9 protein-coding genes and 1 pseudogene are annotated in these 10,812 nt (G+C 59.6%); 3 read left to right on the top strand and 7 right to left on the bottom strand.

Annotated features, from left to right (window positions below; genetic code table 11):
* Positions 1-510: 510 nt before the first annotated feature.
* From ABR989_RS17325 to ABR989_RS17350, 6 genes are all read right to left on the bottom strand, one after another.
* Positions 511-1,398, bottom strand: a complete 888-nt coding sequence (locus ABR989_RS17325) for a phosphodiesterase (RefSeq protein ID WP_428130567.1) — start codon at positions 1,396-1,398, stop codon at positions 511-513.
* A gap of 169 nt (positions 1,399-1,567) precedes the next feature.
* Entirely contained in the window at positions 1,568-1,804 is a 237-nt protein-coding gene (locus tag ABR989_RS17330) for a hypothetical protein (RefSeq protein ID WP_428130568.1), read from the bottom strand.
* A gap of 28 nt (positions 1,805-1,832) precedes the next feature.
* Positions 1,833-2,933: a ferritin-like domain-containing protein gene (locus ABR989_RS17335; RefSeq protein WP_428130569.1), complete on the bottom strand. Its 1,101-nt coding sequence runs from the start codon at positions 2,931-2,933 to the stop codon at positions 1,833-1,835.
* A gap of 142 nt (positions 2,934-3,075) precedes the next feature.
* Positions 3,076-3,519: a heme-binding domain-containing protein gene (locus ABR989_RS17340; protein WP_428130570.1), complete on the bottom strand. Its 444-nt coding sequence runs from the start codon at positions 3,517-3,519 to the stop codon at positions 3,076-3,078.
* A gap of 629 nt (positions 3,520-4,148) precedes the next feature.
* Complete coding sequence (locus tag ABR989_RS17345; protein ID WP_428130571.1) at positions 4,149-4,928, bottom strand: NHL repeat-containing protein; 780 nt, start codon at positions 4,926-4,928, stop codon at positions 4,149-4,151.
* The gene (locus ABR989_RS17350) at positions 4,895-6,346 is read right to left on the bottom strand and encodes a hypothetical protein (RefSeq protein ID WP_428130572.1); all 1,452 of its coding nucleotides are present in this window, start codon (positions 6,344-6,346) and stop codon (positions 4,895-4,897) included. The genes ABR989_RS17345 and ABR989_RS17350 overlap by 34 nt, the downstream gene beginning before the upstream one ends.
* A 435-nt stretch (positions 6,347-6,781) precedes the next feature.
* On the opposite strand from ABR989_RS17350, the gene ABR989_RS17355 reads away from it, so the two are divergent.
* Positions 6,782-7,255, top strand: coding sequence for an integrase core domain-containing protein (locus ABR989_RS17355; RefSeq protein WP_428130573.1), 474 nt, complete (start codon positions 6,782-6,784; stop codon positions 7,253-7,255).
* 37 nt (positions 7,256-7,292) lie between these two features.
* Here ABR989_RS17355 and ABR989_RS17360 read toward each other — a convergent pair.
* Positions 7,293-7,787, bottom strand: a pseudogene (locus ABR989_RS17360) (NAD(P)/FAD-dependent oxidoreductase); the annotation flags it as partial.
* A 1,175-nt stretch (positions 7,788-8,962) separates the two neighbouring features.
* On the opposite strand from ABR989_RS17360, the gene ABR989_RS17365 reads away from it, so the two are divergent.
* Both ABR989_RS17365 and ABR989_RS17370 read left to right on the top strand, forming a co-directional pair.
* The gene (locus ABR989_RS17365; protein ID WP_428130574.1) at positions 8,963-10,030 is read left to right on the top strand and encodes an NHL repeat-containing protein; all 1,068 of its coding nucleotides are present in this window, start codon (positions 8,963-8,965) and stop codon (positions 10,028-10,030) included.
* 267 nt (positions 10,031-10,297) lie between these two features.
* Positions 10,298-10,642: a zinc-ribbon domain-containing protein gene (locus tag ABR989_RS17370; protein ID WP_428130575.1), complete on the top strand. Its 345-nt coding sequence runs from the start codon at positions 10,298-10,300 to the stop codon at positions 10,640-10,642.
* The last annotated feature ends 170 nt before the right edge of the window (positions 10,643-10,812 follow it).

A 10,812-nucleotide genomic window follows, 5' to 3' on the forward strand; every position in this document is an offset into this window, starting at 1 on the left:
CCGTTCAATAAATTCCCCGAAGCCCAAACGTTCGTCTAACTCCCGCACCAGGACCAAGCCACCATCCGAGGTCACCCCTGAACCTTGGAAATCGACCTTCAACGAGCTATTGAAGGAGAGCTGAAAGAGCTGATTTTGTGCCTCACCCACCGCCACTCCACCTCCTCACCGCCCCTGATCGCGTCCAAAGCCACGTCTGCCAATGGCTCCGCTAGGTCTTACTACATTAGTAGTACACTTGGAAAATGGAAATCCGGGGTAAATACTAGGCTACTTCGGCAACCGTCGTAATCCGGCTGGGCGTGGCATTGCGGCGGGGCTTCACGGCTGATCCCAATTGAAGCTCATTTGCTCGGCGATAGCGGACTTTTTGAATACCTGTGGCTTGTCAAAACTTGATCCGCATGGATTCATTGGTGGTTTCGAGCGACTGGCGATAGCCTGGCTTCATAAACGGACCAGCAACGAGATGCAATCGCGGCCCATCACTCCATGCCGATCTGCGCCGCGTTATCTGTCGTACTCGCTATTGCAAAGCTCCTGATACTCGCGCCGGTTTTGCGCAAGCAGTTTCGCACGGGCCTCATCTGTCAGACTGCTGAGCATAGCTACTTCCTCGTAGCCGGCAGGAACGTAGCTGAGATGCGAAATCAGTCCGTAACTATCGTCCCACACATGAAGCTGCACCGCCCGCGGCTCCATCGTGAACTCGAATCCGTTTTGCCCCGTCAGATTGAGCGAGACCTGATGACACGTGCTCGGTGATGTGGATGCGATCGTGCCGGCCCATGCGACGTGGATTGGCCGGTGAATATGACCGCACGCGACTCGCACGACCTGCCGATGCCGCCTCACAATTTCCTCCATCATCCGGCCGCCGTGCAGCCCCGACGCATCCATCCATTGCACCCCGGTGCGAAACGGCGGGTGATGCATGAAAATCAGCGTCGGACAATCGGGCTGCGCGCTAAGCGTAGCGTCGAGCCATCGCAGCCGTTCTTCACACATCATCCCATGATGGCGTTCCAGCACGGAGGTATCGAGTCCGATCAGCCGGACGGGATACCTATCGATCGCATAGTTCACGAACGGAGCATCAGGCGGCGGCATGTAGTCCTCGCTGGCAAATGCCTTCAACAGGACATCACGCCGGTCGTGATTTCCCGGAATCACGAACACGGGAGGAATCAAGTCTGACAAGGTCTCACGCAGCAAATCGTATTCTTCCGGGCGCCCGTGGTCCGTCAGATCGCCGGATGCGATCACCGCGTCCGGCCTGGGATCGAGACTATTGATGTGGGCGATGGACTGCGCGAGCTGCGCGTTGGTCGGTACTCTGTGATAACACAGGCGATTTTTCGCCACCACGTGAAGATCGGTGATTTGTGCGATGATCATAGTCACCTCTTCAGAGAATCCGGAGCGTCGAAGGATTGCTTCGCGGGGCGGATCACCAGTCGACGGGCTCTACCTCAAATTGGCCACGTTATCGGGGAGCAAGCAACCGCCTTCCGCAAGACGAGATCAGATCGCTCATTGCGAACAATTCGCTAGTGTCGATGAGGACTTACAGACCCTTCTTTCTGCGCTCCGCCCAGCGCTTCTTCTTGCGAATCGCCAGCGATAATCGCCTTCTTCCCTCCGGGGTGATCCCTCCGCGGCGCTTTCTTTTCGGCAAGTGGCCGGCGGCGATGCGCCTTTTCTTCGAAGTCCGTGGTGAAATCGTTCCTTCGAGAGCCTTAATCGCCCGCGCGATCCTCTCTCCTTCCTGTCTCAAATCTGCGAGAATTTTCTTTAAGTCCAAGCTCTTCTCCTTCCTTTGATCAAGCGTGTTATTCGAGCTCGCTCAATAACCAGGCCGCGGTGTCCTCGGGCAGGTCGGGAATCCATCGCATGAACTCCTCGACGCTGCTCCCTACTACCTGGCTACCGAGATTTTCCTGCAGCACTTCGTGAAAGCGGCCGGCGACACGCCGGCTGAGCAACCCGCAGCGGCGCAGGGTCGGCAGCACGAACCCCGACACCGGTCCGCGCCGGCGCCCCGAACGTTGCGCGCGGGTCAACTGGTCGCGCTCACGTTGCGCGCAGGCCAGCAGCTCAGCGGTGTCGATGCCCGCTTCGGCCCAGCTTTGCAGCAGCGCGGCCATGAAGCCGGCCTGATTGCGGCCGCCGATAATGGCGATGGCAGCGTCGAAGGCGAAGTCTTCGAGTTCCTCACGCTCGGCCGCTGAAAGGCAGGGCACACACCGTTCAACGTACTGCACGCCGTAGGCATGATGACGCGCCTCGTCGCGCCCGACATAGGTGAGAATCTCTTTCAGCAGCGGCTCCTCGGTGAGATTGCGCATCTCACGGAAGCTGTAGAGCGCGAGCCCCTCGACCACGATCTGCATGCCGACGAGCTTCTTGATCCAGTCGCCGGTCTCCAGGGTGCTGTCGAGCAGACCTTTGAGGTTAGGCGCGATCGGCCGGACCATATCGAGCTTCTGGATATACCGCGCGAATACCTCGACATGTCGCGCCTCATCCATGGTCTGGGTCGCCGCGTAGAACTTGGCGTCGGTGTGCGGCACCGCATTCACCAGTTGCGCGGCGACCATCAGGGCGCCCTGCTCGCCGTGCAAAAAGTTACTCAGGCGAAAGCTCGCCATCCGTTTCTTCAGCTCCCATACCGTCTCCGCGCTGAGCGAGCGCCAGTACGAGGTCTGTTCGACCGGAAAGCCGATTCCGAGCGGCGTGGCAGCCAACGCAATGTGATCGATCGGCCGCTCCCAGTCGAGGTCGCGTTCAGCGATCCACTGCGCCTCCAGGGCCTTGACGTACAAACGGCGCAGCTCCTCGACCTCGGAACCGTAGTTCCACTGATAGACGACCTTCATCGCGGTCGACAGGTCAGGTTCTTGCGTGGCGGAGTTAATGTCGAATTGACTCATCGGCGTGTTGGGTTCTCCGGCTGCGATGGCGTTGCCCGACGACGTTAGCGCCAGACATCTGATGGGACAAGTGCGCCGCAACGCTATCGGGACGGCTCGAGCATCATGTCGGCGAGCTGCGATGTGGCTCGATTTGATCGCGTCAATGCGCGGGCACGGCCGACTGCGAAGCCCATTTCAGGAGCGCCTGTTTCTCATCATCGGTCAGGCGTGCCGAGTGATCGAACAGTGTGTAATCTCCGGGCGGCATCGAACCAGCACTAACGGAGTGTTCGATACTCTTCAGCGCTGCCGATCTCTTCTGCGCATTGTAAGTTTGCCAATCGGAAAAATTCAGCACCCCGCGCGCGGAGTTGGCGGCAAGGTACGTCGGCGAAACAGACGCGTACCACGGAGCGCTTCCCGCGGTTGAATGGCACTCATAACAGGAACTCTCAAGGATCGCGCGCACTTGCGGGTCGGTGCTAACAGCCTTCGCAGAACTAAAAGCTGTCGCCTCCGGAGCGGTTGTCTCCTGAGAGCTTGAACAGCCCACGATCGGCACAGCGAGAGCAAAAAGCCATGCTATCGGGAATGAAGTCTTCATCATCGTCCATGCAGTTTAGCAGGATACGAAACAAATCTTACAAGTGAAGAGGTGTTCAGCCTTATGTCAGCATCATCCCCGGACGTAGCCCTAAACGAAAAAAAGGGCCGAGCCCTTTCGAGCCCGGCCCCTTCTCACGTCGTGCTCAAACTACTTCTTGACCTTCGCCTTCCGCGCCCGTGCCGCCGACCCATAGCGTTTACTGAAACACTTGCGGCATCGGCGATCCCGCCGCTTGATGAAACTCGGAGCCAGGTCATCGCTCCCGCAATAGCGGCAAACGATTTTGTCTGATTTCGACTTACTACCCATCTCCTTCCGGAGCGGCCGTGCAGGCTTGGCCTTTCTCGGGGCAGCCTTCTTGCGGACCGCCTTCTTACCGGCCGACCGCGCCGCGTCCATCTGATCCTGCTCGGCCGGTGATGGGGGTCAGCAAGCGCCGCAGGGTCCCCCGATGGTATCGCCGAGTTGTGAGGGTATCCTGTCCTTGACCGTTGTAGTGCGGCTGCGCGCGACACTGCCGTCGCCTCCCGGGTTTGGGAAGCGTCCGAGCAACTCACCAAAGTGCATTACGGGATATTTTCACGGCCAATCTTCGGGCTGTTCTAGCGTTCTCCCGGACCAGCGCGTCAGGGCAGTTGCGGCGGGCCGATGAACGGGGTCTGGACCGGACCCGCGGCCCCGACCAGTTCGGTTACGGTCCCGCCGCCGTAGTTCGTCACCCAGACGTTGCCCGAGCTGTCGATCGCCAACTTCCATGGCTCACTAAAGTTCGACCCGGAGGGGGCAAAGTTGCCGAACAGCGTCCCGTCGTTGTTCAGCGCGGTTACGGTATTGCCTTCCAAGTTCGGCACCCAGACGTGGCCCGAGCTGTCGATCGCCACGCCCTGTGGGTAGTTAAAGTTCGACCCGGAAGGGGCAAAGTTGCCGAACAGCGTCCCGTCGTTGTTCAGCGCGGTTACGGTCCCGCCGCCGGCGTTCGCCACCCATACGTGGCCCGAACTGTCGATCGCCACGCCCGATAGCCCGTTAAAGTTTGACCCGGAGGGGGCAAAGTTGCCCAACAGCGTCCCGTCGTTGTTCAGAGCGGTTACGTTATTGCCGCCGCTGTTCGTCACCCAGACGTGGCCCGAGCTGTCGATCGCCACGTCAAATGGAGCGCTAATGCCAGACCCGGAGGGGCCAAAGTTGCCGAACAGGGTCCCGTCGTTGTTCAGGGCGGTTACGTTATTGCCGCCGCTGTTCGTCACCCAGACGTGGCCCGAGCTGTCGATCGCCACGCCAAATGGTTCGACAAAGTTCGACCCGGAGGGGGCAAAGTTGCCGTACAGCGTCCCGTCGTTGTTCAGGGCGGTTACGGTGCCGAATTCGTTCGTCACCCAGACGTGGCCCGAGCTGTCGATCGCCACGCCCCATGGGTAGTGAAAGTTCGACCCGGGGGGGCAAAGTTGCCGAACAGCGTCCCGTCGTTGTTCAGCGCGGTTACGGCATTGCCACCGTAGGTCGGCACCCAGACGTGGCCCGAGCTGTCGATCGCCACGTCAGGTGGGTCGACCAAGTTCGACCCGGAGGGACCAAAGTTCAGCGGCATCGACCAGTCGTTTGGTGCGAATGCCAGCGAGGGGCTGAACAGTGCCGCTTGGGTTGCCACGTCGTTGACTCCGGAAACCGATACGCTTGCCGGATTCAGTGCGATCGACAGCGCGGCCGCCAAAGTATCCGCAATCGACCCGGCGCCGCCGCTGCACGCCCCGGAACTGAACACCGCCCCGGGCAGCGCGCAGGCAAACAGTTCCGTGCACTGTGCCGAGGAAGCTCCGTTGGTCTGAACGCAGGCCGCCAGCGCGTTGGCAATCGAGTTGAGATTCTGCTGCGGCGCCGTGCCGGCGCCACCTGGCGTCGTGCTTTGCGCTGTTTCGTTCGTCACATTCACCAGGTTGGCAACCGTGGCGAAGGCATTGGCCAGCCCGGTCGCGTTGGTCGAAGGCGCACCCACCATCCCGGAACTGGTCGTGCTCAAGAACTGCGCCAGCGCGTAGACAGCGCCGGCTGTCGTCACCTCGTTGATGATGCCCGGGGTGATGATACTGCCGCACGGGCCCAGCGCCTCCATCATCATCAGGCTGCTGTTGCTGCCCCCACCGGCATTGCCGCCCTGCGCAATCAGATAAATTTCGGCGCTCGCTGAGGGGCAGGTCAGCGCGATGGTGAAGCTGCCGTCCGCAGCGCTGGTCGCCGTAGCGAGCTGGGTCGCGCCCGTTCCGTAGCCGCTCGTCCCTGCCGCCCACATCGCGACGCTGGAGTTTGATACAGGATTCACCCCGCCCATCACATAACCGGTGTTCCCCGGAGTGGGCGTGGAAGTTGGGACTGCGGTTCGCGCTGGGGTTGGCGTCGTGGTTGGGGTTGGAGTGGCGGTAGCCGTCGGCGTTGGCGTCACAGTGACGGTCGCAGTTGCAGTCGGGGTCGGCTTCTTCTGCGTGGCTTTCCCCTTCAGAGTCACGGTCGCCGAGGAGCTCTTTCCGCTGGTCGCGCTACTGGTGATGCCGATGGTCCCGTCGTCGGTGCCCCTTCCCGTGGGAGTGAACTCAACCTCAACCTCTTGGCTTATCGAGCCCGGAAGGGCGAGTGTTCCGCCAGCGGGAGAAATCTCGGTCGGGAATGTAATTGTATAGTGGGCGGCGTCGGTGCCGCTGGGCGCGCCGACGGTTACGGTCATTGGCAGCGTACCTTTGTTCGCGATGGTGAAATGCTTGGTCTCGGAGGTCACCTTGTCGAGGTTGACGCTGTAGGTCAGCTTCGTAGGCGAGACAGAAAGTTTACTCACTGCTTTCTTGCTGTCCGGCGACGCATCGTCATCCGATTGCGGCAGCGCCGGGCGCGCAAACGCGGCCGCCAAAAACAACAGAGAGAAACCAATTGCGGCGATTGACCGCGTGAACGACTTGAAGCGTATTTTAACCGGAATTTCCCTTCGACAGCTCGGAGAACGCCAACCGTAGCCCGGCCCGCCTTGTAGCACAAGCGTTCGGGGCTTTCCCCTGTTCCTAGCGGAACCTAGTCCACGAAAGCGGTTAGTTCCATCGCTTCAGCCGCGCCGGAAGCCTGATCCGGCTCATCTGCGGCCCATTCCCGGCGACGTCAAATTTTGCCTTTCGTCCTCGCCAAAAAACGCCCCAATAGAGCCCTGTCTTCAGGGTGTCGCTATTCAAAACCTCGTCCGCGTGACGGAGCGCAGGCAAGTGTGCTACTGCAACGCGCGATGGTCGCGTTTCTGACTCGTATCGTGCTCGTGCTGCGCTCTGCCCTCAACACTCGCGCCTCGCGGGAGGCTGAGATTCTCGTCCTGCGCCATCAACTGATGGTGCTAAACCGCAAGTCCCGGACACGGGTCCGACTGCGGAACATCGATCGGCTGATCCTGGTTTGGCTATACCGCGCGTTCCCGCCGCTTCTCAATGCGATCACGGTAGTCAAGCCTGAGACCGTGCTCGGCTGGCATCGACGCGGGCAGAACGGGCACGCCGAGCGGGTCATCGGCTCGATCCGGCGCGAATGCTTGGACCACTTATTGGTGTTCGGCGAGGCGCACCTGCGCCAGATCCTGAAGACTTACGCTTGCTACTATAACGAGGTTCGGACACATCTCTCCCTGGAGAAAGACGCCCCGAATTTCCGCCGCTGCGAAAAGCTCGGCCAAATGGACCATTCGCGTGCCCGCCGGGCGCGTGGATGAGGTTTTGAGGAGCCACAGGGATTCCGCGCGCGAGCATTTCGTTGCGATCGAGAAACCTGACGTGCGCACCGATTGAGGCGGCAGCGTCCACCGCCGCCCGCAAACGTTTCTCCTGCTTGGGATGAACAGCGGCCATGATATTTCCCGATGGCCGGTAATCACATTCGATCCCCAACTGTGCAATGAGCTGCTCAACGCGCTCGACCCCGTGTTCGGCGAATCCGATCAGCTGCACGGACTTATCCTTGCCGAACAACATCAGCAGCGTGGGCAAATCTTTGCCGATGGTCGGCGTCAAGTGGCCAGCGTTTCGGCCGCTTGCGCCGAAACCTGCGAAGTTGGCTTCGACAAGCGCGACGTCGAGGCCCTTGCGCCTGAGCTCGAGAGCCGTCGAGAGCCCAGTAAGACCGCCGCCGACTATTGCGACGTCTGCGCGAGTATCCGCATCAAGCGGGGGACGTAGGTTAGTCGGCGACCCAACCCACGGGCTGACTGCGAGGTACGCAGCGCTCTCAGAGTTTTTGTCCAGCATCGCGGATCCTTTGTCCAACTATCTTGCGGCATAGCCGGCGCGGCCTTGCCACTCGTCGCTCAGCGCGATTGAAGAGCAGGAACACGGTCTGAATAAAGCCGTAGCACGCCGCCCACTGCCGATATACTGTGCGCTTTTCGACGATTCGGCCGATCGCTGTTTCGTTATTGGGGTGAATGCGTGGAATCCGACAGTTGATTTTCGTGGCGATCGCCGAAGGCCACCAGCCTGCGGACCTCACCACCCTCGCAATGACCCAAAGAATCGATCTGCCCCCGCTCTGGAGCGCGCAGGAGCGTGCTCTGGATGTTCGCTAGACTCACGCGGGCGGAGTTGCTTGCGTTAGGCATTCTTCCCAAGTGCGTACCGGGTTCCCGCAAGATCTTGGCCGGCTCGCAGATGGAACCACCGAAATCGCGAACAGAGAATTTTGTCGGATTTTCGCGCTCAGCCGCGGCGGATGGCATTCTCCGGGTCCACCGCCGCGCGTGAATCGCGCCCCACGCGCCGATTTCATCACTTCTCCCAAAAGTAGGGAAACATGCTAGACTGTATGGCGGTGGACGCAGTCTATGGCGAACCCCTCTCCTCGACGCCCTGTTTGAAACGGCGGTTGACGCTCCTGTCAGCCTGTCAACCTGTGCCTACTGAAAACTCCGAAAGCAGCGAAAAGTCTAGAGTTTTGGGATGGGCCGCCGTGGTGTCGCCGGCACGCTTAAGCTCGAGCGATCGATCGTTTCTCGGCTTGTATGCCGATTCCGTAATCGGGCGGTTGTGGAACTAGAGAGCCTAGCCCTCCGTCATCAACTGCGGGTTCTTCGTCGCCAGCGGCCGGGTCGGCTCCGGCTGTTTACTTTCGACCGCTTGCTCTGGGTCGTGCTCTACCGATTGTGGCCACGCTACCTGGAGTTGATGGTGTTGGGCATGGCGACCGACCGTTCGGAAGACGCACAGGGCTCTATGGCGGCAGTTCCATGCGCGCATAGACTCTCAGGGGTCAGTCGCGCTATCGTCACCGCATGGCAAAGAGAGATTTGAGGTTCACCACCATGGCAAAAAGGTCGAGGAGCGTGGTCGTGGTCGCTCAGAGCGCAAAGGAAATCGATGAGTGCAGGCGCGACTCGCATAGTCGGCACGCTTGGTCGGCGGGGGCGACCGTAACTGTGCTGAAGCCAGTGAAGCGCATTCTGCTAATTGCGGCGGTGGTTACGGCGCTCATGTCGCCCGTGCGGGCGTCCGCGCAGGTAGCTTGCGTGCCTGCTGCAGCAGACGGTGGGGGCGGTATTGCGTGCTTCCGCCTGACTGACACCGGGAATGTGATGACTGACGCCGGGAATGTGACGCCCGACGTAAGTATTAGTGGGAGCGACACCACGCTTACAACGGGCACCCTGCGCTCGGTGTGGGTTGATAGCGCGGGCAATTACTATGCGAGCCGTGACGGTACCGACGCCTTTTTGTGGTTCGCCGCAGGCGCTAACGGGAACGTGGCACCAAGCTCGACGATTACAGGGTCGAATCTTACCAGCGGGCATCCATATCGCATCATCACCGATGCCAGCGGCAACATTTGGGTGGTCAGCTATACCAGCAGTACGGTTGCTAAATACGCGCCATGCGCAAGTGGCACCTGTAATACAGCGCCAAGCGTCGTGATCAGCGGATCAAACACCCAGTTGAACGAGCCGGACGCGATAGCATTCGACACGGCTGGTGACCTCTGGGTAGCGACGATAGGTTCTAACGCACTGATAGAATTTACCGCCGCACAGTTGGTGAGCGGCGGTAATGTCGCCCCAGCGGGTAACACTATTTCCGGCGATGCCACGGACCTCAACTTTCCGTATGACATGGCTATAGACAGCGCCGGAAATATCTATGTGGCAAACTACTGGGGTAATAGCGTCACCGTGTACGACGTTGGCAACCAAAGCGGGAACGTCACGCCCAACCAGAATATCGTGGGCGCCGCAACTCTGCTTAGTTCCCCCGTCGGTGTCGCAGTTGACTCCGCCTCGAATATCTACGTTGCCCAACCGGGCAACCTGTTATCTTTTGCGTCCGGCACGACCGGCAACGTAGCGCCTAATATTAATATCACCGGAGCCAGTGCGCTTGTAAACTGCGGTGTCGGTAGGATGGGAATTACGCAGCCGAAGCAGGAATCGATTCGCGCCGTGCGCCAGATTCAAGCTGTCGTGATACGTAGCGTGATGCAACAGCGGATAATGGCCGGAGGATAATGGCCGAAGACGGGTTGCCGGAGCTTAACGCGAAGGCTCTAACTGCCGCCGGGTCGCCCCTTTTATATCGCGTACCGCCTTCTCCGCATCTTCCGACTGCGTATCGATTTTCGATCTCATCTCCCGCTCCTTCTGCGGTTAAAGATGAGCCAAAAATCCTCTCTTCCTCAATCGCCTCGAGTTGTCCAACTTGTGCTGACGGGGAACACCGTGCACTCACAAAGTGGCCCGTCCAAATCGATGACATGGTATGACGTATGATAAATTATGGAAAGCGAAGAGATTTTAATGTGCCCATCGTGCCACGCTGCAGTACAGACAGGAGCATACTTTTGCCAGAACTGCGGGGCGGCACTTAAAGAGAAACCACCGCCTACTTCGGTTGGCGCGCAAATCAAGATCTATGCCGTAAGCGCACTTCTTCCTCCATTCGGGCTCATTTACGTGTGGAGATATCTAAAGCAACCGGACGAAACATCGAGAAGAATCGGCTGGGTCGCCCTCATACTGACGATCGTCATGACAATAGCCACGCTCTGGCTCACGTTCGTGGCTATTGATTCCTTTAATCGGTCGGTCAATGCGGCGCTCGGCGGTGGAGGCTTTAATTAATATGGGATCAGTCCTGGGCGGGCTGCATCATCACCACGTCAGGTGTCCCTGCTGAAAATTCCGAAAGCGGCGAGAAGACTGGAGTTTTTTGCTTGGCCGCCGTAGCGTCGCGGGCATGCACACCTTTTTGTCTGCGCTCTCTACCACGATCGCATGCCGGTTCCGCAGCC

The organism is Binatus soli (SeqCode), assembly GCF_050015535.1.
In the GTDB taxonomy this organism is placed as follows: domain Bacteria; phylum Desulfobacterota; class Binatia; order Binatales; family Binataceae; genus Binatus; species Binatus soli.

Bases quoted from the DNA above. Each gene is read 5' to 3' on its own strand.
- ABR989_RS17325 (WP_428130567.1), bottom strand. From the start codon at position 1,398: ATGATCATCGCACAAATCACCGATCTTCACGTGGTGGCGAAAAATCGC.
- ABR989_RS17335 (WP_428130569.1), bottom strand. From the start codon at position 2,933: ATGAGTCAATTCGACATTAACTCCGCCACGCAAGAACCTGACCTGTCG.
- ABR989_RS17340 (WP_428130570.1), bottom strand. From the start codon at position 3,519: ATGAAGACTTCATTCCCGATAGCATGGCTTTTTGCTCTCGCTGTGCCG.
- ABR989_RS17355 (WP_428130573.1), top strand. From the start codon at position 6,782: ATGGTCGCGTTTCTGACTCGTATCGTGCTCGTGCTGCGCTCTGCCCTC.
- ABR989_RS17370 (WP_428130575.1), top strand. From the start codon at position 10,298: ATGGAAAGCGAAGAGATTTTAATGTGCCCATCGTGCCACGCTGCAGTA.